This is a genomic window from Rohdeia mirabilis (genome assembly GCA_007750655.1).
In the GTDB taxonomy this organism is placed as follows: Bacteria; Planctomycetota; UBA1135; order UBA1135.
In genome coordinates, this window is the sequence record CP036290.1 from 1,491,331 (window position 1) to 1,516,980 (window position 25,650).

19 protein-coding genes are annotated in these 25,650 nt (G+C 63.9%); 11 read left to right on the plus strand and 8 right to left on the minus strand.

Translation table 11 applies throughout. The features are described from left to right. Nucleotides 1-42: 42 nt before the first annotated feature. Both Pla163_RS05490 and Pla163_RS05495 read left to right on the plus strand, forming a co-directional pair. Nucleotides 43-375 carry a hypothetical protein gene (locus tag Pla163_RS05490; RefSeq protein ID WP_145184788.1) on the plus strand — a complete coding sequence of 111 codons (333 nt, stop codon included), beginning with the start codon at nt 43-45 and terminating at the stop codon, nt 373-375. An 89-nt stretch (nt 376-464) separates the two neighbouring features. Next, nucleotides 465-929 carry a hypothetical protein gene (locus Pla163_RS05495; protein WP_145184791.1) on the plus strand — a complete coding sequence of 155 codons (465 nt, stop codon included), beginning with the start codon at nt 465-467 and terminating at the stop codon, nt 927-929. Between the two features lie 1,083 nt (nt 930-2,012). Here Pla163_RS05495 and Pla163_RS05500 read toward each other — a convergent pair. Next, nucleotides 2,013-2,591 (minus strand): hypothetical protein, encoded by a 579-nt coding sequence (locus Pla163_RS05500; protein WP_145184794.1) that lies wholly within the window; start codon nt 2,589-2,591, stop codon nt 2,013-2,015. A gap of 117 nt (nt 2,592-2,708) precedes the next feature. Here Pla163_RS05500 and Pla163_RS18780 point away from each other — a divergent pair, with 117 nt between their 5' ends. From Pla163_RS18780 to Pla163_RS05535, 7 genes are all read left to right on the plus strand, one after another. Continuing rightward, nucleotides 2,709-2,885, plus strand: coding sequence for a hypothetical protein (locus Pla163_RS18780; protein WP_419186347.1), 177 nt, complete (start codon nt 2,709-2,711; stop codon nt 2,883-2,885). 411 nt (nt 2,886-3,296) lie between these two features. Continuing rightward, entirely contained in the window at nt 3,297-4,811 is a 1,515-nt protein-coding gene (locus Pla163_RS05505; RefSeq protein WP_145184797.1) for an FG-GAP repeat domain-containing protein, read from the plus strand. Nucleotides 4,812-4,944: 133 nt separating this feature from the next. Next, entirely contained in the window at nt 4,945-5,316 is a 372-nt protein-coding gene (locus tag Pla163_RS05510) for a hypothetical protein (protein WP_145184800.1), read from the plus strand. Between the two features lie 185 nt (nt 5,317-5,501). Next, on the plus strand, nt 5,502-6,035 hold the full coding sequence (locus Pla163_RS05515; protein ID WP_145184803.1) for a hypothetical protein: 534 nt from the start codon (nt 5,502-5,504) through the stop codon (nt 6,033-6,035). Between the two features lie 659 nt (nt 6,036-6,694). After that, on the plus strand, nt 6,695-7,006 hold the full coding sequence (locus Pla163_RS05525) for a hypothetical protein (RefSeq protein WP_145184809.1): 312 nt from the start codon (nt 6,695-6,697) through the stop codon (nt 7,004-7,006). A gap of 110 nt (nt 7,007-7,116) precedes the next feature. Then, nucleotides 7,117-8,226, plus strand: a complete 1,110-nt coding sequence (locus Pla163_RS05530) for a competence protein CoiA family protein (RefSeq protein ID WP_419186507.1) — start codon at nt 7,117-7,119, stop codon at nt 8,224-8,226. Nucleotides 8,227-8,279: 53 nt separating this feature from the next. Further along, nucleotides 8,280-8,576, plus strand: coding sequence for a hypothetical protein (locus tag Pla163_RS05535; RefSeq protein ID WP_419186348.1), 297 nt, complete (start codon nt 8,280-8,282; stop codon nt 8,574-8,576). A 300-nt stretch (nt 8,577-8,876) separates the two neighbouring features. On the opposite strand, the gene Pla163_RS05540 is transcribed toward Pla163_RS05535, so the two are convergent. From Pla163_RS05540 to Pla163_RS18785, 5 genes are all read right to left on the minus strand, one after another. Beyond that, nucleotides 8,877-9,539 carry an FxLYD domain-containing protein gene (locus Pla163_RS05540; RefSeq protein WP_145184818.1) on the minus strand — a complete coding sequence of 221 codons (663 nt, stop codon included), beginning with the start codon at nt 9,537-9,539 and terminating at the stop codon, nt 8,877-8,879. An 11-nt stretch (nt 9,540-9,550) separates the two neighbouring features. Further along, complete coding sequence (locus Pla163_RS05545; protein WP_419186349.1) at nt 9,551-10,624, minus strand: SNIPE associated domain-containing protein; 1,074 nt, start codon at nt 10,622-10,624, stop codon at nt 9,551-9,553. A 263-nt stretch (nt 10,625-10,887) separates the two neighbouring features. Continuing rightward, complete coding sequence (locus tag Pla163_RS05550) at nt 10,888-11,931, minus strand: hypothetical protein (RefSeq protein WP_419186350.1); 1,044 nt, start codon at nt 11,929-11,931, stop codon at nt 10,888-10,890. A gap of 660 nt (nt 11,932-12,591) precedes the next feature. Further along, entirely contained in the window at nt 12,592-13,185 is a 594-nt protein-coding gene (locus Pla163_RS05555; protein WP_145184827.1) for a DUF6930 domain-containing protein, read from the minus strand. 55 nt (nt 13,186-13,240) lie between these two features. Further along, nucleotides 13,241-13,915, minus strand: coding sequence for a DUF7309 domain-containing protein (locus Pla163_RS18785; protein ID WP_419186351.1), 675 nt, complete (start codon nt 13,913-13,915; stop codon nt 13,241-13,243). On the opposite strand from Pla163_RS18785, the gene Pla163_RS05565 reads away from it, so the two are divergent. Then, nucleotides 13,891-19,980 carry an RHS repeat-associated core domain-containing protein gene (locus Pla163_RS05565; RefSeq protein ID WP_145184833.1) on the plus strand — a complete coding sequence of 2,030 codons (6,090 nt, stop codon included), beginning with the start codon at nt 13,891-13,893 and terminating at the stop codon, nt 19,978-19,980. The two genes, Pla163_RS18785 and Pla163_RS05565, sit on opposite strands and share 25 nt — an antisense overlap. 96 nt (nt 19,981-20,076) lie before the next feature. Here Pla163_RS05565 and Pla163_RS05570 read toward each other — a convergent pair whose 3' ends face one another. Continuing rightward, nucleotides 20,077-21,258: an IS256 family transposase gene (locus Pla163_RS05570; RefSeq protein WP_145184694.1), complete on the minus strand. Its 1,182-nt coding sequence runs from the start codon at nt 21,256-21,258 to the stop codon at nt 20,077-20,079. 346 nt (nt 21,259-21,604) lie between these two features. Between Pla163_RS05570 and Pla163_RS05575 the strand changes: the two genes are divergently transcribed. Further along, a complete protein-coding gene (locus tag Pla163_RS05575; protein WP_145184836.1) occupies nt 21,605-23,197 on the plus strand; it encodes a hypothetical protein in 1,593 nt (530 codons plus the stop codon). A gap of 1,111 nt (nt 23,198-24,308) precedes the next feature. On the opposite strand, the gene Pla163_RS05580 is transcribed toward Pla163_RS05575, so the two are convergent. Further along, on the minus strand, nt 24,309-25,112 hold the full coding sequence (locus Pla163_RS05580) for an AAA family ATPase (protein ID WP_419186352.1): 804 nt from the start codon (nt 25,110-25,112) through the stop codon (nt 24,309-24,311). Nucleotides 25,113-25,650 lie beyond the last annotated feature (538 nt).

Consider the following 25,650-nt stretch of genomic DNA (forward strand, 5'->3'; position numbering starts at 1 on the left):
GCCTCGAACACCGGGCGGACGCCCACCACACGAACTGAACCGATGACCGAATCGACTACCCGAACCCGTCGTTCCACCGAAGAGATGCTGGCCGAGCTGGACGCGCGCAAGGACGCGCTGCTGGCCCGCGCCGAGATCGCGAAGGTGAAGGACCAGCCCGCCTACAAGCCCGCGCGAGCTGCGATCAGCGCTATCGACAAGGGCTTGAGCCTGGTCGAGGACGAGAAGCAGCGGGCGGCGCTGGAGCAGGCCCGTGAAGCTCTGGGCGAGATCGTCCCGCTTGACGGGATCCGAGCTTGGTCGGGGCGCAAGCCGTCGAAGAAGCCGGCGAAGGCTGCCGCCGCGAAGGCGAAGGCCGCCGACGCCGCCAAGTAGGTCGATCTGCTGGCAGGGATTGGGGGGTCGGGCTCGCGCCTGGCCCCCTTGCTTCAGTAGGAGGCCGCCCGAACGAGGCGGAATGAACGATGGACCAAGGCATGTACCTGATCGAGTCGACGACGGCGGTGGTGTTCGTGGCGATCGGCGGAGCGGAAGACGAAGAGATGGGCCTGGGGCTCTGGGCCGAGGCGTGGCTTTGGCTGCGCGGGAGCGAGGATGTCCAAGCGGTGCGGATCGCGGTGGCCGACCCGCTGCAGCTCCCCAACCGAGTCGACCCGGTGGACTTCCTGTTCCGACGGGCTGGGGCGTGGGCGGCGAACCAGGCGACAGCTGCCAGACGAGTACTCGATCGCAGCGTGTGCCGTCCCGTGGTCGACGAGGACGGACCGAGCGGGCTCATCGCGACCCTGCTCGAGCTAGCGATCGACGCGCCGAGGCTGGTCGAGCGGATCGAAGCGACGACGCGCTGGCACGACCTCGAGGGGGCGGTCGATGAGGCGCAGGCCTACGCGGAGGAGGTGGCGGTCCTGGCGATGGGTGGGGGGGGCTGACTCGCTCCGACTTGACTCGCCGCTCGTCGGGCTCGTGGAGAAGGTCGTTTCGTTGAAGGCGGTTCAGAGGTGTGGCGCCGACTTGATGGCCAGCAGTTGCGGGCGGTCTGAGAGTCACCGCTAGCGCTGTAGGCTGGCTCGAAGCTCCTTCCGTACCCGCTTCCAGGCGCCTCGCCTTGCCTCAGCCAGGTTGAGGAACCCTCCTCGACCCTTTGCGCTTGCAACTACGAGTGTCCGACTCGTGAGGTAGTCATCGAGCTGAACTGTAAGGTCGAAACCTGCAGGTCCACCGTGTCCGTTGACGAGTTGAGTTTCGGTATACCTGACCCCGACCGTACTTGACGCTCGTGGATCGCCAGATGCGAGAGCCGGGACAATCTCGAAGTCCAGAGACTCCATCAACGACTCCAGCTCAAGCTGAATCATCCCAGCCTGCTCAGGTGGGTGCACGTGCGCGAACGAGTAGGCGGACAGCGAGATCTCACCTCTCTCTATAGCGGAAGACATCCGAGAGCCACCGCTCACAACCGGGCAAGCCGCAAGAAGTGGCGTAAAGAGCATGACGACGATGGTTCGCTTGTGCATGGGAGTCGACTGGTGTTCGTGGTCCGGGGCAATAGATCCGTCGGAGAGTAGCGCTTGAGTTGAGATCAGGTGCTGACCGGAGCATAGACGGGGCTGCCGCTCTTGATCCAGCCGCGCGAGCCCCGTCCCGGAGTCGGTCGAGCGTGCGGGCTCATCACGACCCTTGCTCGGGCTCGCCTTCGACGCGCCCATGCTCGTTCACGGAATCGAGACCACGACCCAGTGGTTCGACCTGGAGGACCTAGCTCAGCACGCGCAGGGAGCGATCGAGAAGGTCGTCGCGGTGGCCTCCCTCGAAGAAGGCTGAACCGGGCGACCTTCCTAGGGCCAGGTGTGCGTGTTGCCGTCCCGTTCTCGCAGGCGTCACGGCACGAGTCCAGCGGCGCTCAGAAGTCCGCAGCCAGGGTGATCAAGTCGACGATCGAAGGTCCGTGCAGACGATCGAAGCCGGGAGTGGCTTCGGCCCAGCAACGGCGAACGGAACGACAGCCCGTTCCGCTACTCGCGAGGCAGACGCGTTGCGAGGTCGTTCAGCCTCGCTTTGATCTCAGCCTCGTCCCAGTCCCACTTCTTCTGAGCGGACTCGAGTTTGGTCGGCCAATGAAACTCGTCGAGCAGTTCTTCCATGACAATCGACTGCTTCTTGCGAGCCTCGATCGCATCGAAGTACTCCCCGATCAAGAACTCGCGAATGATAATCCATAGGCTGGGGTCCGCCTCAAGCTGGGGCGGAGCCTTGGCAAGGAGGTCTCCAACCGCAGCGCCCACGCTCTTCGGCAGGGTTTTGGCATCGAGTTGTGTCCACGTGCACCACGACGCTCCGAGGGAGTCCACGCGGCTCGAGAGGTCGTTCACGTAGTCGTTCACGGCCTTCTGCGCTGCGTCATATGCAGCCTTCTGATCTTCGGTGGGTGGGGACGAAATCAGCGGGACTCTGGCCTTCGCCTCAGTCGTGAGGCCCGCCAGCGCCTCTAGGCCATCGAGCTTGTCCTTTGAGACTATCGACTTGCAGCCCGTCGACGCCAGGCAACAGGTAAGGGCGGCAACGACGGCAATGAGAGTGCGGAGTGCGAGCATGATTCGTGTTGAGGGCAAGGGATTACGGAATCGGCCAGCGGCGATGGATGTCTCTACTGCGGGCCCTGCAACTCTAGTCAGTGCGCTCGTTTCTCGCCAGACTACTGCGTCCACTCCGTGCCGGACGCGGAGGCGAAGGGCAGGCCCGTCGCGACGCTGGTGGGGCTGGCAGTGGAATCGCCAGGCCTTGTCGAGCGGATCGAAGCGACGACGCGCTGGCACGACCTGGAAGGCGCGGTCGATGAGGCGCTGGCGTACGCGGAGGCGGTCCTGGCGATGGGTGAGGGAGGCTGACTCGTCCCGACCCAGCTTCGGCTCTCCCGTCGGCACATTCCCGGCTCGTCGAGCGGATCGAGGCCACGACGCGGTGGGGCGAGCTGGAGGACGCGGCGGAGGAGGCGCAGGGAGTGGGCGAGGAAGTCGTCGCGGTCCTGCCACTGGGCGGGGTGGGCCGAGTGGGGCATCACCCGATCGCGTACGCTGACCTACACTGAACGCCTCGCATGCGCGCCATTCCGACAGGGGCGGCGCGCGTGCCAGTAGGCGGTCAAGGTGGTCAAGATGGCGATGCAGGATCAGAGCGGATGCTCGGTGCTGGAGAGGCCCTCGGGCCAGCAAGCGGGAGCGGGACGGCACCCCTCGGGTTCTCGTTGCAAGTGGTAGCCTGTGTCAAGACGCTCGCCTCGTCGCCACATAGCTACCACCATGAAGCACGCCTTGCACTTCGCCCTCTCTCTTGTTGCCTTTCCTGTGCTCCCTGCATTGGCTATTGCTCAGGAGTGTGAAGCCCTAGCCTCAGTTGTAGACCTTGGGGGCCAGGCAGTCGGTGCTGGGCCTGTGCCAAGGCTTAGCTATTACGGAGCCCCGGTGCTCGGGATGCCCTTCGGGCTCCTAGTCGAGGGTGCAGCGCCCAGTTCGATTGTCGCCTTCGCTGTAGGTTTCTCTGGCGCCTCGTGCCCGATCCCGACTCTTGGAGGTCTTGCCCATCTCGTCGATCCACTTCTCGCAGTAGATGTGGCGACCGCCGATGGGGCAGGAGTTGCTTCGTCGGCCCTCTCCTTGTCAGTCGTTGGTTCACGCTTGTGCGGGCTTGAGTTCACTGCCCAGGCGGTGGTTGTCGACGCGGGTTTTCCGGCCGGAGCGAGGCTGACTGCGGGGAAGAGGATTCGATTTGGTCTCAGCGCGGCGCCCTCAGGGTCGCCTTTCCAGGAGTCCTATGGGGTTGAAAGCGCAAGTGATCTTGCCGCTGGAGACATCAACATGGACGGCCGAATCGATGTTGTCGTGGCGGATGCGAATGGGCCGAGCGTGCGTGTTCTTTTGAATGATGGCGTCGGCGGATTCTCGCGTGGCCAAGAAGTGTCGGTTGGTCAGTATCCACGATCGATAGTTCTTGCCGACTTTGATGGTGATCGTGTACTTGACTTCGCGACCGCCAATGCGGGCGGATCGGTCTCAATCGCTCTGGGCGACGGGGTTTCTGGGTTTCTAGATTCCCAGACGATCGATGCCGGATCAAGCTGGCGAGACGCTGCTGTTGGGGATCTCAACCTCGATGGCCAGGTCGATCTTGTTGTTTCGGGCAGTGGCGCGCTTCGCGCGTTGCTTGGGGCTGGCGATGGCAGTTTCGTGCTGGCTGCTACGAAGCACCTCAACCAGTACACCCCAAACGAGTTTAGACTGGCAGACTTCAACGGAGACGGATTCCTGGACGTCGTGGGAGTTTCGACGTATCTGACCCACGTGGAGGGTGTGGGGGACGGGAGCTTTGGAGTCTTCAGCGCACAGTCGATCGACTTCTATCCGAGTGCGCATGGCGTGGAGGTGGTGGACGTTGATGGCGACGGACTTGTTGACGCTGTTGTCGCGGCCACGAGTGCCGATAGAATCAAGATCTTTCGGGGAGACGGGTCCGGCTTTACGACTACGGGGCTAGTGAGCTTGTCGGGGATTGACAGCCCCCGTTGCGTGGATTTGCGGGACGTGAATGGCGACGGTCACCCAGACATTGTTGCAGTCGGCGGGAACGCAAGCGGCCAGGTTGCGGTCTTTCCATCCGATCGTCTCGGTGGTTTTGGCGCTGCGCAGCTAGTTGACGTCGGGGCATGGCCAGGAGAGATGGTCCTAGTCGATCTTGATGGTCGTGGACTTCCTGATGTTTGCTACGTGGATGACAGTGACCTTGGAGTTGGGATCTTGTTGAATCGCCTAGTCGATTGAGGGTGGTGGGGGGCACCTTTGCGGTGCTGGATTGGTGGCGGTCCGGTCCGGGTACATGGGGGACACATGTGTCCTGGCGCATGGGCTACAGTCGGGCCTGACAGATCGAGCCGGCCACTGTCCCCTGGTCTGGATGCCCTGCGGTCGCTCCCGGCTGCGGGGGACCGAGGAGATCGAGGCGGAGCGGGTCGGAGTGGCCGACCCTCTCCTGCTGCTGAGCCGCCTCGACCCGTTGGGCTTCCTGCTCAAGCGGGCTGAGGCGTGGGCGTTGGGGCGAGCTGCAGCGGCTGGCGGGGCGCTCGAGACCTGGTCGCGACGGCCCGTGCCGGACGAGGAGGGGCCGCATGGGCTGGTCGCGACGCTGGTCGGGCTCGCGGTCGACGCGCCGAGGCTGGTCGAGCGGATCGAAGCGACGACGCGCTGGCACGACCTGGAAGGCGCGGTCGATGAGGCGCAGGCCTACGCGGAGGAGGTGGCGGTCCTGGGGATGGGTGAGGGGGGGTGACTCGTCCCGACCCTGCGCGGCTCTGCCGTCGGCACATCCCCGGCTCGTCGAGCGGATCGAGACCAACTCCCAGGGGGGCCAGCTGGAAGACGCGGCGGAGGAGGCGCAGGGGGTGGTCGAGGAAGTTGTCGCCGCGATTGCCCTCAGCCAAGGCTGATGGGGGCCCGCCGCGATACCCTGGTGGCATGGAACGAGAGGTCAAGACATACCGCATCTTGCTCCGAGCCGCGGAACTGGAGGTGAAGCGAGCTCAAGAGGAAGAAGAAGGTACGTTCTTCATGCGAATACACACGATCTTGCTGCTTGCTTTCGCCGTCGAAGCCCACATGAATCACGTCGGACTGAGTCGGGAGCCGGATTGGAACGATGTTGAGAGGACGAAGTACCGGACACAGGTGAGCAAGAGGAGTGCTTACCTGGAGTGGGCTGGCATCGACGAGAGTGATGATCGCGTTGTGCAGCTCATCAGGCTGTTCGAGTGCCGCGATCAGTTGGCTCACGGCAAGACAGTGACTCTCAACCTCGATGGCGACGGGCCACGCTTCGAAATGGCGGGCATCGCCTTCCCGTCACAGGATTGGGAGCAGGTCGCGTCTTCTCCATCCGAGCTAGGGGCAATCTGGGAGTGCTGCGTCTCATTGATGGGCGACGCGCACCAGCGAGTCTTCGATGCGGCTCTCGCCGCCGGAGCGCCGTGGTCGGCTCACGGCTACGTCTAGCTTGTCACATGGACGATCACGCATGGCGATCCGCGCGCGAATGCCGCTTGGCTAGCAGCCGCAAGCGGAACGGGACCCGCATCGCCCGGGGGGGGCCTTGTTGCCGTGATGAGCGTTATCGCCTGGGTTGTGTTTGCGGTGCTGGAGGTCTCCGCTCCACTGGCGATCATGCTTGTTCTGCCGGGATTGTGCTGGTCCGTCTACGAAGTGCATTCTGCTAGACGACCGGATGGCTAGTCGCCGATCGCGTCGGAGTTCAAGGGAGTCCTAGTGAAAGGCATCGAGAAGACAATACATCAGTCAAGCAGCAAAACATGCAGTGCCCGCGATGCAGCAGCAGTCGGCTTCAAGTCGTCGCCGAGACAGAGACCACTGGCTACGGCTCTGGGAAGGGCTGCTGCGGCTGCCTGATGCTTGGTCCTCTCGGCCTGTTGTTCGGACTGTTCGGCATGGGTAATGCAACGACTCATCACACTTGGGTCTGCCTCGACTGCGCTGGTCGCTTCAAGCCTCGCGCGCTACGGAGGCGCTAGCTCTTGGCTGCCACGGCACCGCAAGCGTGCATCGGACGCCGCAAGGACCCGGGGGCTGAGTTCCTACCCTTGTGAGCCGAAGCTTGGCTGCGCGGGACCGAGGAGGTCGAGGCGGTGCGGATCGCCGTGGCCGACCCGCTGCTGCTGCCGAAGCACGTCGACACCGTGGGGTTCCTGCTCGAGCGGGCCGAGGCGTGGGCGGCGAATCAGGCGGCAGCCGCCGGACGGGTACTCGACCGCAGCGTGTGCCGTCCGGTGGTCGACGAGGACGGGCCGAGCGGGCTCGTCGCGACCCTGCTCGAGCTTGCGATCGACGCGCCCCGGCTGGTGGAGCGAATCGAGGCGACGACGCGCTGGCACGACATCGAAGGCGCGGTCGACGAAGCGCAGGCGTACGCGGAGGATGTGGCGGTACTGGCGATGGGCGAGGCGGGCTGAGTGGGGCGACTCCGGATCGCGCATACTGCCCTAGACTCAGTGCCTCGCAAGCGCGACCGTCCGAGTGGGCTGGCGCGCGTCAGTCAGCAGACTGGGTGATCAAGGGAGCGATGGATGATCAGAGCAGACGATCGGGGCCGGGGAGAGGCTCGGGCCAGCAACCGCGAACGCAACGGTACCAGTGTGGACGCAAGTGCGCCGAGACCCAGCAAGTGACGAAACGGGAAGTTCAGTTCTCCTATGCAATTGACGGCAATGGTCGAGTCCTCCCTGCTGAGGATGCGCCGAGGGATGAGGCGTACACTTGCCCTGAGTGCCACAAGCCTCTTGTCCTAAAGCGAGGGGATGTGTTGCGGCCGCACTTTGCTCACCACCCAGAGGATCAACACTCTGGGGAAACCTACTTGCACTATGTGGCGAAGCACCTCATCGCCCAAGCCGTGCGGGAGTCGCGAGGGAGGTCCAGTAGGCCGCGGGTCATCCGGAGTTGCCCCGTATGTGCTGGTGTAATGGAGCAAGAGCTCCCTGTGACTGTCCGTGACGCGAAGGTTGAGTGTCGGTTGCCAAGTGGTTTCGTTCTCGACGTCGGACTCTTCGAGGGATTCGCGCTCATCGGTGGTGTGGAGGTTCTTTGCACCCACAGAGTTGACGAGGGCAAAGCAGCTGCGCTGGAGGTGCCTTTCTACGAGCTGAGGGCCGAGGACATTCTACAAGACTCTCTGATTTGGAGGCCAGTGCGGGACAGGGGGGCGGAGAGCGTCTGCTCGCCCTGTATGCATCGTGTCGCACGATACGAGAAGGCCATGCGGCAGATCGGTGAGTTCTCGCGGCAGCCCAAGCCGAGCGGTGGCCTTATAGCAGTGCCCCATCTCTGCGCAAGCTGTACTGGTCCGATGCTCCTCTACTGGCATGATTCCTGGCCAGCGAGAGATCGACGCTTCTCGAAGGGCGGCGCCCCAGGGTTCCTGCGCGCCATTGAGGTCGACCGAAAGTTTGAACCTCTTTGTCCGCGCTCGGAGTGCGGAAGGTTCGAGCGAGATCCGAAGTTCTTTGAGCGGGCGTTCGCGCCATTGAGGAGGCTGTCGGCGAAAGCGAGTCGCCAGGTGCAACGAGCGACTCTCGCCTACTCCCCCGAGTGCCGGCGTCGTATCGTGCGAGCGATGGATTGGATTGAAGGGCGCGAAGGTCCGCTCAGCAACTATCGCCCCTTTGGGGGATGAGCCGCGGCGTTAGAGTCTGGAGGGTGTGGTGCGAATGTGGGGAGTCAGAGAGCTTGGAAGAAGCGACGATACAGCCCGTGGGCTTCCCCCTCGAGCGAGCCGAGGCGTGGGCGATGGGGAGGGCCGCCGCAGCTGGGAAAGAGCTGAACTGTCGCGAGCGACGCCCCACGCCCGACGACGACTCGCGGCACGGGCTCGCCGTCACCCTGCTCGGCCTAGCGATCGACGCGCCTACGCTGGTCGAGCGCATCGAGGCCACGACGCGCTGGCACGACCTCGAAGGCGCGGTCGATGAAGCGCAGGGGTACGCGGAGGATGTGGCGGTCCAGGCGATGGGCGAGGCGGGCTGACTCGCCTCGATCCGTGGCGACGCCCACCTGCCTGGTGATCGACGCGCACGCCCAGCGGAGCTCCCCAACGTGGTAGCGCCCTGATCTCGCAAGCACGACGGTCCGAGCCGTCCAGCGCGCACTCAGTACCCCCGGTGATTGAAGAGGCGATGGATGATCAGGTCAGGCGATCGGGGCGGAGAGGCTCAACGCCAGCAAACGGGAACGGAACGGACGCAGGGTCGTGCTTCGGTGTGAGCAGGGCGCCGTTGCTCATCGCATGGAGCCACGCGGCTTGGTAGTCGCTCTTGTCCATCGCACTCACGATCCCGTACTCGTCTCGCTGAGGATCCGGACCATCCGCTCGTTCGAGTCGAAGAGCACAGTGGCCTGCTTGCTCTGGAACTTGCCGCTCTTCATCGAGGTCCTGCTCCACACCGCAGTGATGGAGCCGTCGGCACCGTAGTTCTTCGCCATCGGCTCTGCGCCAAGGGTGTCGATCGCCTGGGCGAGGGTCGTCTCTCCTGGCTTCAACTCGCGCAGCGCGCTCGGGTCGAACCCCCCGTTCGTGGACATGCCCGCGAAGAGGCTCTTGTCCGTCTGCACGTCGGCGATCGTCACGCGGTCAAGGGTCGTGCGGATAGTCCCTGCGTTGTAGGCATCGAACTTCCACAGCACGCCCGGCGCGAGGTGCTGAGTGGTCGCCATCGCGTTGCCGATCTTCGCCCCGGTCGGGTCGAGCAACTCGAAGGTGACCGTGCAGAAGCTCAGAGTCTCCTCGCCGAGGTTCGTGGCGACGCCTCGGAACCCGGCGACGCCACCGCCGATGCCACCATGGCGCAGAACTCCGGTGACCTCTACGCGAACGTCGTGGACGACCGTCGGAGCTGGGAGGTCGAGGTTCGAGGGGACGGTCGCACACGCGGACAGGAGGGCGGCGGCGAGACCCGATGCAAGGGCCGAGGGTCGATCGCGAAGGAGCATGACGATGGTGTCTAGGGGGTCTTGGGCCAGGATCCGACGCTCTGATGGTACTCGGTGGCGTCGCTATTCTCGGTGAACTCCAGGAGTGCGCCGAGCTTGCTTTCCAACGCATCGCGCACTTCGGTAGGAGTGGCAAAGAAGAACTCCTTGCGTTGGTTGACGCTGTTGAGGCGGCGGTCGGCGAAGTGTCGGTGAAGATCTGCTTCGAGTGTCACCGCGTCTTCGGAGAAGAACAGGCAGTGGGTGTCGAAGGTGAATGGTACGGAAGCGCCACTGAGCTCGCTGACACGCTCCGAGGGGGTCAAGCGTCTGGTGAGGCCGATCTTGACGACGCCTTCGCCGAACGCGCCCCGGTTGGAGATGACGTACACGTATCCTGCTCGGATGTTGGCCGCTCGGAAGTCGTTCTGCTCGATCGCAGCGTCGATGGCGAGCAAGCGCTCTGCGAGTTCTGAATCGTCCTGGCCGTTGGCCCGTAGTGATGCTAGCGCGTTGTCGATGTGGGCGCGCTCCTTGTCGAGACGCTCGCGCTCGGCCGCGAGTTCGGCTGCGACTCGCTTCTCCTCGCGGATGCGTGCACGCTCCTCGCGAGCAGCTTCCTTCTCCTCCTGCTTCTTCATGAGGAAGTCGGCGGTGAGCTCGATCTCCTCTATGCGGAGGGCGTGGAACTGGTTGCTGATGTGCATCTCCATCATCGCGCCGAGCTTCGCGATCGAATCGCGGGACTTCTCGATGCGCTTCTTCGCAGTCTCGACGTTGCCCGCGCGCATCGAGCGGAGGCTGTTCTCGACCTCGGCGTTGTAGGCGCGGAGCATCAGCTTCCCCAAGTCGCGTGTCATCTTCCGACCTTTCGCAAGCGAGTTGTCGTAGGTGAAGTTCGAAGAACACTCGATTGCGGTGCCGAGCTTGACGGACTCGGCGATCTGTCCCGTCAGCTCCTGGAGGCGGCTCCTATAGGCGGATGCGTGCTCTAGGGGATGGTGGTAGCGGTAGATGCCGACCGCCTGGAGGACATGCTCGTCGCTGATGGGGGCGAGCTCCTCTCCCGAGCTGGAGGATTCAAGGCGGACTCGAAGTGCGACCAACTCAGCTTCGAGGAGTGCGACTCTCGCATGAGGCGGTTCGCCGAGTTGGCTGCTTTCGCAGTTCGATGATCCAGGAGGTTCCTGCTCTCGATACGGCTGGCCCCCTGGGGTCGCGCTGATGCCATCTGCACGCACCCAGAGCTGCCAGCCCTCCGGGGCCGGAGGCCAAGTGGGGTCAGGTTGCCAGCCAGCGGGTGGCCGCCAGCCCTCCGGAGGTACGGGCCATCCAGGGGGTGGGTTGAAGACCAGGTCGTTGGGAGCCGTCATGCGCGACGGATTCCGGATGTGTCGGCGGGGACGAGGTCGTGCGGATTCTTCGAGATGCTGGCCCCGAGATGGCTCAGTGACGCGTCAGGCGTGACTCGGGCGAGATTCAGGTCCTCGAATGGGTCGCGGGCTGTAGCGACTGCGACGAAAGGGATGCGTACATCATTGCCCGTCGCGGGGTCGATGGTCTCCGTCACGACCTCGAGCGAGATCGACTTGATGAGGCCGCGTCGATCGGCCTCGAAGACCTCGTGAAGGGAACGCAATGCAACCTGGTGGACGATGCTCGCGTAGCGCTCCTTCTTTACCTTAACAGTGAGCTCCTTCGACGTGATCTCGTCCTTGGACTTCGTGTACTTGTAGGCAGCCCGGTTCGGAACTGTGTCCGGCGGTGAGATCATCACGGCCAGCTTCAGCTCTGCCGTGACTGGATCGAACGAGAATTCGTGCCCGACGTCCAAGCAGTCGGGATACACGGAGTTGGCCAGAACAATGGAGACGTACTCGTCAACAGCCTCCGGGACACCGTACGCAAGGTTGTTGATCAAAGTATCAAGCTGCCTGTTGTTCTCCGTAGCCTGAGCGACGTAGGCGGCTTGGACGAGTTGTGTCCGCTGGGTGAGTTGGGCGTCGAGATCTTGGCAATGGCGCTCCCACAGCCTCATGCGCTCCTCGTGCTCACTCTTGGCGAGCTCGCAGGCGCGCTTGTACTTGCCGCGACCCAGGAGTCCGCCGAGTCCCGTGGGGGCTGGTGGGAGGCTCAGCTGCGGCGGTGCTGGCGGGGCTGGGATTGGCGGGCCAGGGTCGAACGGAGCCAGTTCGGGGCTCGGGTAGGGCGGGGGATTCTGCGGGATGCGCAGGCTCTCGAGATCGACGTAGTCGTCGACGTCAAGCGTTGCCGCGAGGATGGACTCCAGTTCCTCCCCGACTGAATCGGCTTCAGCGTTCAGTCGCTCGACTTCCGCCTCCATTGCGAAGACGTGGGCCTCCTTGGCGCGCTTCTCCTGCCGCTTGCGATCGGCAGCGTCGGCGCGTGCCATCTGCGCGAAGGCTCGCTCCTCTTCTCGGTGCTGGCGTTCAGCCTCTCGGACCGCGGTGCGGTACCGGCGGTCGGCTTCTCGTTCCTGGCGCGCCCTATCTCGTTGAGCGAGCTTGGCCTGATGCTGTAGTTCCGCGAAGAACCCTCTACGTCTTCCCATGCGATTTGATCTCCCTCCAGGTGCGAGCTGGTGACGGTTTGGATGGGCACGAACCTAGCAATCGCGGCTTGTCCTGCCGAGGCTCATGTCGGAGGTGGAGTCCGCAAGGCCGTCGGGTCTCAAGGCGACCGGAGTCGGGCGCGCTCGACCTCGCCGCGGCCACTGGGGGTCCCGCCCACCCAACGCAGCTACAAAAGCGCTACACCCCGCGCCTCGCCACCCCGCCGAAACGGCCACTTGCCGCCATCCACCCTCCCCGTGCCGCCCAACTGGCCCCCAAAGGTGGAGCGGGAGACGGGACTCGAACCCGCGACATTCAGCTTGGGAAGCGGGCCCGCCCGGCGCACTTCATGCCCGTTCGTGCCGGTTTGTGACCGTTCGTGCCCGTCCCCGAGCGCCGTCGATGCCCGTTCGTGTCCGTTTGTGCCCGTGACTTCCGGCGCCGAGGTTGCAACACGAGCCTCGACGGCCCGTGGGAGCAGGGGACGCCGGGCGAGCGGGTCAGGACCGATCCAGCCGGGCCAGGAGCCCATCCCTCGCCGGCTCCGGCATCGGCAGTCGGTCGCTGACCGACACCTCGATGCCGAGCTGCACGAGCGCGTCGCCGAGCAACTCCGCCGTCCGCTCACGCACCACGACGCGACCGGGGATCCCGCCCCGCTCGCGCCACGCGCCGACCAGGTATTCGAGCGCCCAGGGCTCCCGCTCCGACCCGCGCCCCAGCTCGACCGCCAGGACCATGCCGCTCGCCGGGTCTACCTCGAGCAGGCACGCGGCCATCCACGGCTCTCCATCGGCCTCGTCCTGGATCACCGAGTTGGTGGGGAACAGGTCGAGCTCGACGGTCGAGCCGTCGCTCCCCAATTCGCTCCTGAGCGCCTCTGCGTCCGCCTCGCTGATCTCGGCCCGCGCGCCCACCGGCTCGGCTGGCGACGCCTCGCGCCGAACCACAGCCTCTCCTTCGCTCCACCGCCGCACGAGCCACGGGCCGTCTCCGGCGCGATCCAGCTCGGCCTCCCCGTCGCGCACCCGCTCGGCCACCTGGACGACCTGACGCAGCGCGTGCGCGAGCACGGCCATCTTGCGCTCGTCCACCGCCTGCGGGATCCGCCCGAAAGTGTGTCTCTCCAGGCACGGCACCGCCGCGTCCTCACGGAACTCGGGCCAAACCGCGCCAGCGCTCGACCGACGCCTGGTCCACCTCGATCCAGTCGGACGCCGTGACCAGCAACGCGTCCTCCCCGTAGTCAACGTCCTTGTAGTCGGCCTCGCCCGACTCGACGCGCCGCAAGAGGTGGTGCCCGCGCTCGCCCAGGTAGAGCCCCAGTCCGAAGAGCCCTCCGCCCGCGCCCATCACGGTGGCCCAGTTCACCTGGCCAGAGCTCGGGTCTTCGATACCGAAGATGTTCTCGGTATCCAGCCACTCCCACTGCGCGAGTTCGCGGAAGGTGAGGAAGGAGTCGAGGAGCCCAATCTCGGTGGGGGAGAGCGGCGCATGGGACAGACCTCTGCCCCCGCGGGTGAAGCATGGCGGATCCCCAACCAGGCCGACAAGCCGGAGCGCCAAACCAGCCAGCTCCACGCTGATTACAGAACCGCAACGCTGGTACCCAGGTTCAGGCGCGGTGTGGCGGCGCCCAAGAACGGGACAACTCGTTGCCCGAGCTAGACAGATGGCTAGCAAGGAATACCAACTAGCGAAGCCGGGACAAGCCTCCCGTCGCCGTCGACCGCCAAGGACCTTCACGCCCGAGAGAGCAGTTCGATCGGATCCGCACCTACCTTGCCTTACTCGCCCATATGAAGCTCGCCGCCATCCCGGCATGGCTCGCCATTGCCGTTTACGTCTTGCTCGCCCTAGCTTCAGACGCGACTGCCGCGCCGCTCCTGAAGCAAACGAAGACTGGGGGCAGTCTCATCGACGACGCGCAGCTCGTCCCGGAACTCCCGCCGCAGAACGCAGTAGGATCGGCGTCGGTGAACAGCTCGTTCTCGATCAACTCCTCGCTCTACGTTAACGGCATTTCCTCGGGATGTTGCGATGAAGGTGAGGGGGATGGGCGCGGCCCACTCACGAACGACAACGGCACGAACCACAAGATTCTCCTCCACTCGGGGCAGGAGGTACTCACCGAAGTCGACCTCGTCGTGCCAGGCCGCGACCCCGGGTCGACCTTGGTGTTCCAGCGTCGCCACACGACACGCCGCGACAACCCGGACTCAGTGCTCGGGCCGGCGTGGGCATTCTCGCTCCACCAGTCTGTCAAGCCTCACCCGGGTGCGGGGACGGCCGGCCTCCCCACAGGCTCCCTGCTCCTTGAAGGCTTCGGGCGCTCTGACGCTCTTGTCTACAAGGGAATCTCAGCTGACGGCCTGTCGCACCGGTATGAAGGGGGATCGGGTCGCTTCTTGACCGGGCTCTACAGGCCCGGCAACCCGAGCGCAGTGCCTCCTATCCCCTCCGTGCTCGAGCTATGGCTGAAAGGGGGCGCCATGCAGCTCTTTGAGGGTGTGATGGAAGTGAGTTCTGGCAGTACCTTCCTGGGTGTTGAGGGCTACATGTCCGGAACCGTGTCTCCTGCTGGAAACCGGATTCAGTTCACCCTGAACGGCGCTGGGCATGTCGCGCAGGTCGTGGACTCGTTCGGCCGCATCTTCGAGCTAGTCTACGACTCAACTCCGCGCCTCAAGACCATCCGCGAGCTGACAGGAACCCTTGGAGGCGCGACGCCCTCAGTCAGGCTGGCTGTTGACTACGCGTACCACGGCGGAACCGGAAACCTCGCCGAGGTCAAGCTGCCGAACGTGACGCCCGCAGCAGTTACGTCGGTAACTCCGTTCAGCGGGCGCCCGACGATCACCTACGAGTACGTCGCTCCTCTTCAGTACACAGGTCAGCCTTGGCTCGACAACGCACTCGTCAGCGCCACCTATCCGAATCAGAACGTTGGGTCGACGCCGGGGCCTACGCGCTTGGAGTGGATATACTGTGATAGTAGCGACCCGACCTGCGAAGGGTTTGTCCTTCAGCACAAGGTTGGAGCCGCTTCATATGCCTACCAGTATTCCGCGGGCTCTGAACTGCTCGCAGTTGGCAGTGCCGCGTTTGCAGGCGGCGTGAATGATGAGGCCATTCAGACCATCGTAACGGACAAGAATGGAACCGAGACTGTGTTCCAGATGAACCGTTATGGGCAGGTGTTGCTGGAGCAAATCCTCTCTCCCACGCCGAAGGCGCGCCCTAGCGATCCAATCGCATGGGCGCGGCAGTACGAGTACAACGATGATCAGCTCATTACAATTGAAACAATGCCGGGGGGCATGTCCAGAAACGTCCAGTACCCGCCTCCGACTGTGGGGCGAAGGAGCCAGGGCAACGCGCAGGTTGTGGTGATCCTCCCGGAGGCTAGCGCCCCCGATCCCACCGGTCTTGGCGCTCTTGCGACCAAGAAGCTCTACGAGCCCATCTTCAACCACGTCCTCGCGGTAGTCGACCCTAGGGGGTTGAGTGCAACGCCGACGACGTCCGTCGCGCTAACTCCCACGGAGCTCGAATACACAACGTGGTTCTCGTACGACTATATGGAGGACTACGCGGACGCCTACCTCGCGTTCTACGAGCGGCTGAACTTGACGTTCGACCTGGCCGGTGCGACGGCCTTCATTCAGTTGCTCGAGGACAGTGGCGTCGATACCACAGCGCCGGTCCCCAACCCAGCTCCGGACTACCAGCCCTGCGGCCAAGTCACTCGTATCGACTACCCAGAAGTCAAGCCCCTCGACCTCACGAGCTCGGTTCTTGCTGAGGGTTCAGCGCAGTTGGCTGTCGAGGTGTTCGAATACAACAAGTTCGGTCAGAGGGTGGCGCACACGGACCCCGAGGGCCTGGTTACCCACTGGGAGTACTTCGGCGCGGGGGATCCAGCCGATCAGGGGGCCTTCGGTGACCCCAGCATGGCTGCGGAGACGACTGGCGGGTTCCTCAAGAAAGTCGTAGTTGATGTCGGCGGCATCGAGGCGACAACCCAGTTTCAGTATGCGAATGGTGGTGGCAACCACGCCATTCCTTCGCTCATCACCGCGCCCAACGGGACGGGGACTGTCATCGGTAGCAATCTCACGGACCAGATCACTTCTTCGGTGACCGTGGTCGGCGGCGTCGCCACTGGGTTTCGCAGGGCCTATGATGCTAATGGGAACCTGCACGTTGAAGAAGTCCTCGATCATGATCCAGTGGATCCGACGTCCACGCCGGCAGACTTCGTCGCGCACGTTTACGAGTACAGTCTGCTTGACCAGCTGATCATCGAGAGGATCAACTTCGGCAACCCCGACGAGATCCGGAATGAGTACGTCTACAACGGTGATGAACTGCTTTCGTCGGCCACCTTCGCAGTTGGAGAGGCAGAGGAAACGGTAACAAGCTACACGTACGACGCGCGCAACCTGATCGTGTCGGTGGAGTCCGGCGCGATTGGCGGTGCCCAGGCCGAAACTCGCTACCTGGTGGACGGTCTCGGAAACGTCACCGCGATCATCGATGCAGATGATCACCCTGACTCGCCCCAGCATCTACTGGTCAGCGCAGTGGCCGGTTGGGAAGGCGACTACATCGAGAACATCTATGACGGCTGGGGACGGCTCGTCGAGACTCGCGACCGTGTAGGGACACGGACGGAGGTAGATCTCGACCGCGCTGGGCTCGTCGAAGAGGTCCGCGTGTACGGAACTGTGGAGGACTTCGTTCTCACGGAGACGCTCTTGTCACGCTCTGCTTGCTTCTATGATGAGAGGGCGCGGCCGATTGTCTGCGGAGCTAAGCTATTCTATTACCGTGACGCCAGCGGCGCGGGCTACTCACACACTGCTGGAGATCCCGGTGCGGTTGACTATCCGGCTGGCGGTCTCGTCGGTGATTGGGTTTACAAGGCTACTGAGTACAATCGACGCTCACAGGCCGTGGGCACAGTTGATGCCGATGGTGATGTAACGTCCATTAGCTACGACAGTGCAGCGCGAGTAGACGTGGTGACGGATCCGTTGCTCTCGTCCACGCAGTACTACTACGATGTCAGCGGGAACGTCCTTAGTACTGTTTCCATAGAAGAGTCTACGCTCGCTTCGATTTCCGAGCCTGCGTTTACATCGTCGGTTGCCACGTACGACGGTCTGAACCGCCTCAAGACTGTGTCGGCGCCAAATGGCGAGGTCACGGAGTACTTCTACGACGCACGAGGGCGCGTCACGCGCGTTCGCGACGCGCTGGCGAACGACACGGAGTACCGATACGACGCCTTTGGTCGGCAGACCCACGAGCTTCGGTTCCTTTCTTCGATTCCGACGACCGGGCTGAGTGGTGCCGTTGGGGCCAACGCCTCGAACGTCGATGTCGGGCAAGGCGGCGGCGATGGAGTCATCACGCTGGTTCGTGAGTACGACTCCTTGCACCGACTGATCAAGCAGACGGATGATGGAGCCCTCGACACTGCGAGTGCGAGCCCGACGTCGACGCCGAGGACCACGGAGTACGTCTACGACGCGCTCAGTCGCATGACGGCGATCAACTACGCCAACGGCGAGTCGGAGAGTTGGACGTACAACGCGGACGGCGAGCTTGTGACGCACGTGTCTCAGCAGGGAGTCACCTGTCACTTCGACGTTGACCCTCGCGGACGGACGCGCTTCATGAGGTTCGAGGGCCCGTACTCGGATCCGGCAGTTGACTCGACGGTAGGGATCCCTGGGCTATTCGGCCCGGGGCCGGGCGGGACGAACTTCAACCGCCGTTTCGCGTGGGACGGGCTCGATCGCCTCTGGGGTCAGTGCGACCACAACGGAGGCACCGTTTGGGATGACGTGTACGTCGATCACTGGCTTGACTCGCTCGGTCGCAAGATCACCGAGAAGCAACGGATCGACACGGCCCCGTACAACGGAGCGAATCACGTAGAGATTGCGCAGATGCACTACCAGGGTGCATCGCGAATGACGAGCCTTCGCTACCCGAAGAACGCCACCGAGTCGGCGCGCACGCTGACCTACACGCATGACGCGCTCGATCGAGTCGCCACCATCAGTGACGGCACTGGGGCGATCGCGAGCTACGACTACGTCGGTGCTGGACGCCTTGCGCGCTTGGAGTACTTCTACGACTCGAGTGGCGCAGGCGCAGTGCTTGATCTGCGCAACACCGCTGGTGATTCCACCAAGGAGTCGAGCAATGGCGCCCTGGACGCTGGCTACGACGCGAACGGTCGGCCAGTTAACTGGCGCTGGATGGCCAACAACGGCTCCTCGCCCTCTCTCATCACTGGCTACCAGTCGAGCTACAACGGGCCAGCAGGAGTGGGGACTGGGCGCCGTGACGGAGAGGTGCGCGAGCACTTCGGGCTCGAAGACACTTACCGTCACGACTCGCAGTATCGGATGACGGAGTTCGTCCGAGACTATGCCTCCGTGGCAGCACCTGGGGTGACCACGGCAGCGTCTCTCGACGGGGTGGATAAGTTCACCGCACTCGTCGAGGGCACGACGGACCTCATGCCGGAAGTCGACAGCGCCTCGAGCGAGCTCAACCAGTACAGCTCATTCGCTGGCGGCGCACGGGTCTACGACAAGCTCGGCAACCTGCTTGAGGACGGAAGCGGCAAGTACTTCCAGTACGGACCTGACGGGCGCCTGATCACCGTCTGGACGGCGCGTCCGTCCAACGGAGGCACGCGGATCGTCTCGTATGTGTACGACGCGATCGGGCGGCGGATTGTCGAGAAGGACGAGGTCTCCGGGGTCTCCAAGCAGCTGGTCTACGCAGGAGGCTGGCAGGTGGTGGAGGAGAAGAATCTCCGCCACACCGGTGATCCGTATCGCCAGTTCGTCACGGGTCCCCGGATGGACGAGCATCTGCAGATGCGTGTGTTCGACGGCCAGGGTGGTCACGAAGACTACTGGTACCACTGCAACTCGCAGGGGTTCGTCGGAGCCATCACCAATGACAGCGAAGACGTCGAGGAGTACTACACGTACTCGATGCTGGGCCAGCCGACGGTCTTCACGCCGAACATCGGTGGCAGTGGCGTGACGGCGCAGGGCGCGGTGTCAACGGTCGGGAACCCCTACAGCTTCCAAGGGCGCCGCTACGACGAGGATACTGGTTGGTTCCACTTCAGGCATCGTCAGTACGATCCGCTGAGCGGGGAGTTCACGACGGTGGACCCGTCGGGGATGTGGCGGCATGGTCAAGGTGGCGGGTACTCGGCATTCAAAGCTGATCCATGGGGCCACGCCGATGCTTTTGGGCTTGACAGTGTTGGGGTTACATCTCCGTCAACACCAGCGGAAGGTGTCGAGCTTGCGGAGGCGGCTACCGATCATCAGGTTGAGGTCAGTGGGCCCGATGAAGTTGCTGAGGCTGTAGGCAAAATCAGATCCGAGCTTAAAATCCGGCGGATGCAAGAAGAGATGGCTTGGCGGCGCCACGCAGCACGCAACCCGAAGCTGGCGTCGGTTCAATCACCTCATTACACAACGACGGGGACTGTTGAAGTCGTATGTGTCATCGATCACGGTGATCCGCTTAAAGGGGCGAATGTCAATCAAAAGTACCTTCCATCGTCCGCGATCGGTGATGTTGCTGGGCACATGATCGAGGGGGGGCGTATCTACCTGGTTGGTTGCCATAGTCTTGGCAAATATGGAGGCAATCATGGAGGGCGATACCAGGAGGCAGCAGGGTCCGTCAGGGTCTTCGGATACCGGAAGTACGTTGAAGTTAGCGCAGAGGGAGTGACTGTGGATAACGGGTCGAGCAAGAGGCATGGAAGTATTGAGGCTACGGCGTCGCCCGCAGTTAAGGAGGCGCCTGGGAGTGAGGGCTCCGGGGAGGACGAGTGATCTTCTGGTCTTCGGACGGTGGTCTCTTGTGTTGCAGGGACTTCCCCTCTGCTGGGTAGCGCCACCATTGGTCTGTAAATTCGGGTGCAGCGTCGATCAGGTCGCGTCCATGGAGAGATAGACCCGGCCGGTCTCCCACTCTTCGGAGACTTCGGCCAGGACAGCGGTGACGAGGCGCAGCGCGCTGGCCTCGTTCGGGAAGAGGGAGGCGACGCGTGTGCGCCGCTTGATCTCGCGGTTCAGTCGCTCGAGCATGTTCGAGCTCCGCAGCCGGCGGCGGTGGTGCTCCGGCAGCCCGAAGACGTTCAGTCCTTCGCGGACGTTCTCCTCGATCCAGGCGGCCAGCTTCGGCGCAGTCTCGGCGTACTCCGCGGCCGCCTCACGCAGCAGTTGCTCCGCATGCACGCGACTCGGCGCGTTGAAGATCGAGCGCAAGCGGCTCGCGACCGGGCCGCGCATCTCCACCTTCGGGACATGGGCCGCAGCGTTGCGCTGCAGATGGACCTGGCAGCGCTGCCACATGACCGACGGCAGCACGGCGCGCAGCGCCGCTCGCAGCCCCTTGTGGTCGTCGGTCGTCACCAGTTCGACGCCGTGCATCCCGCGCTCCAGCAGGCTCTCGAGGAAGCCGCGCCAGTGCACCTCTGCCTCCGACAGCGACACGCTCACCCCGAGCACTGCACGCTTGCCGTCCTCGCGCACGCCTGCCGCGACCAGGATCGCGCAGTCCATGACGCTGCCAGCGTGTCGCACCTTGACGTACGTCGCATCGAGCACGAGGTAGCGCACGGCGCCCAGCGGGCGCTGGCGCCAGGCATCGAGCTCGTCGTCCAGCTCCGCCGCCAGCCGCGAGACCTGCGACGAGCTGATCGACATGCCGCACAGCTCTTCCGTGATCGCCTTCACCTTGCGCGTCGAGACGCCTTGCACGTACATCTCGGCCAGAGCGAGCCGCAGCGCCTGCTCGGAGCGTTCGCCGCGCTCGAGCGCCTTCGGATAGAAGGGCTCGACTCCGTCCCGCACGTCGCGGGTCTTCGGGATCGACAGGTTCAGCTCGCCGAGGCGCGACGCGACGGTCTTCGGCTTGAAGCCGTTGGCATAGCCACGGCGATCGTCCGATCGCTCGAAGGGTCCGGCGCCCAGGTAGGCGCTGCGTTCCAGGCGCATGGCGGCGTTCAAGAGCATCTCGAGAGGGCGAGCCAGGTCGTCGAAGCCGTGAGCGGTCAGCAGTTCCAGAGCAGCGGAGATCGTGGTAGCGTCGGAGTCGTGGTGGGACATCGTTGGTGTCAGGTGAGAGGGTTAGAGTTCTCACATGAAAACGACGTGACTCCCGCCACACCAGAACAACTCGGGGCCGCCTTCAGCGGCCACCCCTCGGGGTGGCCGCTGCGCTCCTGCAACGCCGCCGCGAGGTGCGACGGTACTGCGCGGGAGGCGAGCGACTACGGGCGTCGAATCGAAACTACAGACCTACTGGTACACCAACCTCTGCTGCTAGGATGTGTCCCGGCGTGTTGGCAGTCCAGCTGCTTTGTAGGCTTCTGGTCGTACTGAGTGAATGAGTGTCATCGTGGGTGGATTTATGCGCTCCTCGGATAGATGTGTGTTGGCTGCGGCTACTTGCATGGCCTTGCTCTTCGCTGGCTGCTGGGAGTCCGGAGGGGGTCCGCGCCCATTGTCGGGTGAGAAGGAGAGCGTCGAGGTTGAGGCGCAGTGCGAGGTTGTTGAGTTGGTTGGAGACTCACAACACGACGCGCGCGTTGATGTGGGTAGAGCTGCCGCTGCGTCCTCTTTCGTTGAGGTGCGGGTTGTGGGGGCCCATCAAGAGGGCGACATACCTGGTGCGTGGTGTCTTGCTCTTGACGGCGCTGATAGTGAGGGGGAGGTCGAGCGCCGGCATGGTGTCTTCGTCTTGAAAGTCGGTGGCGATGGTCGGGGACGCCTCTGCATCTTTGGTGCCGAGGGGCGTGTGCCGGTCATTCGGCGGCTAGATGGTTCGCTTGGGGGGGAGGTGTCTGTTGTCCTGCGCGCTGCCGCCAGCAATGACGTTATGCTTGTTGACAGTGAGGGGCGCTCTGCATCTGGTGGTCGGCTTCTTGTTGTTGACGTTGAGAGAGGGGTGAGCCTCTTATCGCTCTCGGCGCATGCGTTGGCCCGCGCTGTTGTTGAGAGGGGCTCTGTGGTTGATGACGGGGGGAGGGGGCGTGTTATGATGCCGAGGGAAGAGGCGCGTGCGGTCCTCCTTGGGGTTGGAGACGGTTGGTGTCTTCCAGGAGATTCAGGCGTGAGTGCTATCGCGCCGGACGGTAGTCTCGAGGTGCGAGCTTGCCTGGTGGGCGGGGTGTTGGTTGAGCATGGTGCCGCCTGTCTCGGTTCGGCCATGGGTGAAGGGCTTTGGCCTGTCATTTCGTGGGACCTTGGGCGGGAAGCCGGCAGCGCGCTTCCCGAGTGGGTTGCGGTTGCTGCAGCAGGAAGTGATGGCGGTTCCGATCTCCTAGCCGTGGCAATGGCGTCAGATGCGGCGCTCTTGGGTGTGGAGCTTGGGTTAGGTGACGACGTGCGGGAGATCGCCCTTCAGTCAAGACCGTGGCCGTGGATGCCGGAGCGAATCGCCGCGCCATGTCGGCTCGGAGCCCTTCAGGTTGACCTGTCGATTGTGGCGGGCTGGCTTGGCAAGGCTGGAGTGTCCGCTAGCCTTGAGGGGATGCATGTTCGGTTGGTGAGCCGGGATGGCCATGTTCGGAGTGTGACACTCGATGGCTTGCTCGACACTGACGATGATGGGGGCTGCGTTTCTCTTCCTTTGGGGCATTGGAGCGTTGAGCTTGGGCATTGGTGGCGAGGTCGGCGGGAGTGGCTTGGCGTGGCCGAGCTAGGCGAGGTGCACATAGGAGTTGAGGAAGTGTCTGTGCAGATACCTTTCGATCCATTGGCCTGGGTGTTCGTTGACTCTTCCGGCGTTGCGGAGTCGGATGAAGGTATTGCCTGGGAGGTTGTGGATGACCGGGGGCAAGGGCTTGTAAGCGGTCTGATTGGAGTGAGTGGCTCAATCGCGTGCATCCCCCTAGTGAAGGGGGCGCATTCACTGCTTGCCTCCGGGACGTGGCCGCCAGGGAGTGGGGAGTATCGTGAGTTTGACTGGGGGGGGGCGACGGTCTTCGAGCTTCCTGAGGTGGTGGCTGGAAGCTCCAGGGAGCGCATCTTGCTAATTCCGTAGCGGCGCCTCTTTCGAGTTGTATTGAGGGGGCGGCTAGTGCCGAACTGCACGCGTGCCATTCAGGCAGCGATTTGTGCTGAGATTTTGGCTGTTTTGCGGCAGGCGCTGCTTCACGTGCGCCTGCTGGTTGAAGGTACGTGTCCGGTGACGCCATCTGGCGCGCCCTCCGAGGCGGTCGCATGTTCACACGGGGCATTGCGGTAGATATGCGACCTGGGAGAGGCCTGACCGAGGGCCACACGGGGCCCCGATCGGGCGCTCCTGGGGGCCGATTTCGGCCTCCGCGCCGCTCCCCAAGTTCCCCGCTGGTTCACCGATTTGGGCGTTTTCAAAATCGGCCTCCCGCTAGGGCTCGATCCCGCTTCACGCGCTGTGAAGCGGGGTCGAGTCGCGAAACCGAGGGTTATGCCGTAGAACTTGGCGGGGAACTCAGAGTGCACTTTTGGGAACTTGGAGTGCACTTTGGGAACTTGCCGGGGGGGCTCGGCTGGCGCGGCGTGAGGGGCCGTTGTGGCGCGTTCCGGGAGGGCTCCCCGGCGCGTCCTGACCGGCCCGGTGGAGCGTCCAGGCGGAGCGGCCGTGCGCGCGCCTCGTTGGACGGTGTGGACGGTGTGGACGGTGTGGACGGTTGCCCGCCTGCCTCAGTTTCCGAGGGGGCCTGTGTCCGCGCGACCCTTGCCGAGTGAGTGGCCAGGCGCGGGCCACTGGGCGCCGCGGAGGGTCCAGATCGCGCTGGGTGGGCTCGCCGGTCGCGACCAGGACAGGGCACCTCGAAGGCGGTCGGCGGTGGCGTAGCTCGGCGAGAGGTGAAGGGAGTGAAGGGTCCCCAGGTTCTCTCTCTACGAGGAGTTTCTATGGGAGGAACCTGAGATGCCATCACTCCCTTCACCCACCCCCGCTGGAGGTGTCGGGAAGCCGGGTTGCCTGAGTCCCGGCGATCGGCGGGGTAGCTCGAGCTTCGGTCGGCCTCCCAGCGGGTGGACGGTGTGGACGGTATGGACGGTATGGCCGGTTGCCCGCCGGAGTCAGATTCCGAGGGGGGTCAGAGTTGGAGGCCTGAGGGCGCAGGTCAGACCCATCATGCGGGCAAGCCCTGCAGACGGGGTGGGCACTACTCCGCGTCCTCATCCTTGTTGAGGAGCTCGTCGAGTGCAGCCTCGCGGTTGGCCAGGAAGGATCGAGTCACGTTGAAGGTCTCCGTGTCTTCGAGGGCGGTCTCGAGGAGTTCACCGTCGCGAAGCTCATAGATCAGCGCGCCGGGGTAGGAGAGGACGATCGGGGCGTGGGTTGCGATCAGGAACTGTGAGCCAGCCTTCACGAGATCCTGCATGCGCAGCAGGAACGCCAGTTGTCGAGTCGGGGACAGCGCCGCCTCCGGCTCGTCGAGGATGTAGAGACCGTTCCCTCGGAACCTTTCGGTGAAGAGTGCCCAGAACGACTCGCCGTGGCTCTGCTTGTGGAGGCTTCGTCCGCCGTAGGAGTCGATCAGGGGCGGAAGCGGTTCATTCAGCCGCACGTCCAGGGGATCGACGTCCAGCTCGTCGATCTTGCTCGCCACGTTGTAGAAGGACTCGGCCCGCAGAAAGTAGCCGTCGCGGGGCGTAGCGCCTCGTATAGCGTGCAAGTGAGTTGCCAGCGAAGAGTGAGTCTCGATAGTCGAGAAGTTCATGTTCCGACTACCACCCTCGGGGTTGAAGCCGACTGCTACTGCGATCGCTTCGAGTAGCGTCGACTTTCCAGTGCCGTTGTCGCCGACGATGTAGGTCACCGTGGGGGAGAAGTTGATCTCCTTGAGTTCCCGGATCACGGGGAGATCGAAGGGGTATATGCCCCGGTCCTCGACGTCGTCCCAGCGCACGGAGATCGAGCGCAGGTAGTGACTCAGTGCTCGTTCGAGCCTCATCCCCTCGTCCATGCCAGGGAGGCTACCAGCCACGGGGCGACGCGGGCGGAGTACGTGCTGCTGTCCTCGTCGCGAAGTGCTGGGTGACGCGCGCTCGACGGCCCTCTCCAGCTTCGAGGGGGTCCGGGATCCGAGCCCAACCGTCAGAACCGCTGGCGGGTGGCCCTGGGTGACTGGCGAATCGGTGGCCCACGAATCTGGAGCTGGAGGAGACACCGTCCATACCGTCCATACCGTCCACATCGGCCAGTCGCGGCCTCCGGGGTCGCTCGCCGTGGGACTGTCCGCAGGGCTGACGAGTGGATCTGCTCGCCCCACGAATCTGGAGGTGGACGCGACACCGTCCATACCGTCCACATCGGCCACATCGGCCAGTCGCGGACGCCGGACCGCGCCCCCAGGTGAAAGGTGCGGCCCCAGCCCTTGCCCGACTGGGACCGCGGTGGGATGCCGAAGCACCCCGGGAGGCGCAGCGACGGTGCTCGCAAAGCCGCCCGAACGCACTGGCGGTGTAGTGCGGTGGATGCTTGTCGAGCTGCCCGACGGTGGT

Bases quoted from the DNA above. Each gene is read 5' to 3' on its own strand.
- Pla163_RS05490 (WP_145184788.1), top strand. From the start codon at position 43: ATGACCGAATCGACTACCCGAACCCGTCGTTCCACCGAAGAGATGCTG.
- Pla163_RS05495 (WP_145184791.1), top strand. From the start codon at position 465: ATGGACCAAGGCATGTACCTGATCGAGTCGACGACGGCGGTGGTGTTC.
- Pla163_RS05500 (WP_145184794.1), bottom strand. From the start codon at position 2,591: ATGCTCGCACTCCGCACTCTCATTGCCGTCGTTGCCGCCCTTACCTGT.
- Pla163_RS05505 (WP_145184797.1), top strand. From the start codon at position 3,297: ATGAAGCACGCCTTGCACTTCGCCCTCTCTCTTGTTGCCTTTCCTGTG.
- Pla163_RS05510 (WP_145184800.1), top strand. From the start codon at position 4,945: ATGCCCTGCGGTCGCTCCCGGCTGCGGGGGACCGAGGAGATCGAGGCG.
- Pla163_RS05515 (WP_145184803.1), top strand. From the start codon at position 5,502: ATGGAACGAGAGGTCAAGACATACCGCATCTTGCTCCGAGCCGCGGAA.
- Pla163_RS05530 (WP_419186507.1), top strand. From the start codon at position 7,117: ATGGATGATCAGAGCAGACGATCGGGGCCGGGGAGAGGCTCGGGCCAG.
- Pla163_RS05540 (WP_145184818.1), bottom strand. From the start codon at position 9,539: ATGCTCCTTCGCGATCGACCCTCGGCCCTTGCATCGGGTCTCGCCGCC.
- Pla163_RS05550 (WP_419186350.1), bottom strand. From the start codon at position 11,931: ATGGCACGCGCCGACGCTGCCGATCGCAAGCGGCAGGAGAAGCGCGCC.
- Pla163_RS05565 (WP_145184833.1), top strand. From the start codon at position 13,891: ATGAAGCTCGCCGCCATCCCGGCATGGCTCGCCATTGCCGTTTACGTC.
- Pla163_RS18785 (WP_419186351.1), bottom strand. From the start codon at position 13,915: ATGCCGGGATGGCGGCGAGCTTCATATGGGCGAGTAAGGCAAGGTAGG.
- Pla163_RS05570 (WP_145184694.1), bottom strand. From the start codon at position 21,258: ATGTCCCACCACGACTCCGACGCTACCACGATCTCCGCTGCTCTGGAA.
- Pla163_RS05575 (WP_145184836.1), top strand. From the start codon at position 21,605: ATGGCCTTGCTCTTCGCTGGCTGCTGGGAGTCCGGAGGGGGTCCGCGC.
- Pla163_RS05580 (WP_419186352.1), bottom strand. From the start codon at position 25,112: ATGGACGAGGGGATGAGGCTCGAACGAGCACTGAGTCACTACCTGCGC.